This window comes from Mesorhizobium sp. M0663 (assembly GCF_040320585.1).
Classification (GTDB): domain Bacteria; phylum Pseudomonadota; class Alphaproteobacteria; order Rhizobiales; family Rhizobiaceae; genus Mesorhizobium.
The window spans coordinates 1-756 of record NZ_JAMYPX010000113.1 but is presented as its reverse complement, the minus strand read 5'-3'; the positions used below and the strand labels follow the sequence as shown (position 1 = coordinate 756).

Sequence of the window (756 nt, the reverse complement as noted above, 5' to 3'; positions counted from 1 at the left end):
CCTTCCGGCTTCCAGCATTTGGTGCAGCCGCAGGCATGGTTATGGGCGATCTGGCCCTTGACCTTCACCTTGACCGGGTTGCTGGTGCAGGCGCAGACCAGCGTGCCGCCGGCAAAGTCGGCCTTTTCCCGTGGCAGTCCATTGTCGATTTTAGGATGCAGTTTTTCCGGCATTTTTGTCTCCTCCCGTGTTGAACATCTGCATTTTTCGGCCGCTGGCTGGTTAGCCGGCGGCTTTCTCGTCCTCAGTAAACCACCACGCTCCTGATCGACTTGCCTTCATGCATCAGGTCAAAGCCCTTGTTGATGTCCTCGAGCTTCAGCGTGTGGGTGATCATCGGATCGATCTCGATCTTGCCGGCCATGTACCAGTCGACGATCTTCGGCACGTCGGTGCGGCCGCGCGCGCCGCCGAAGGCGGTGCCCATCCAGGTGCGGCCGGTGACCAGCTGGAACGGCCGCGTCGAGATCTCCTGGCCGGCGCCGGCAACGCCGATGATGACCGACTTGCCCCAGCCGCGATGCGACGCTTCGAGCGCCTGCCGCATGACTTTGGTGTTGCCGGTGCAGTCGAACGTGTAGTCGGCGCCGCCGATCTGGTCGGCGCCGCGCTTGGTCATGTTGACGAGATGAGCCACGACATCGCCGTCGATCTCCTTCGGATTGACGAAATGCGTCATGCCGAATTTCTCGCCCCAGGCTCGTCTGTCGTTGTTCAGGTCGACGCCGATGATCATGTCGGCGCCGGCAAGGCGCA

1 protein-coding gene and 1 pseudogene are annotated in these 756 nt (G+C 61.8%); both read right to left on the bottom strand.

All coding sequences use genetic code 11. From position 1 onward, the window contains the following. A pseudogene (locus tag NKI54_RS36355) lies at positions 1-173 on the bottom strand (S-(hydroxymethyl)glutathione synthase); the annotation flags it as partial. Between the two features lie 71 nt (positions 174-244). Next, a partial coding sequence (locus NKI54_RS36350; RefSeq protein ID WP_352694670.1) for a zinc-binding dehydrogenase occupies positions 245-756 on the bottom strand: 512 nt, incomplete at its 5' end.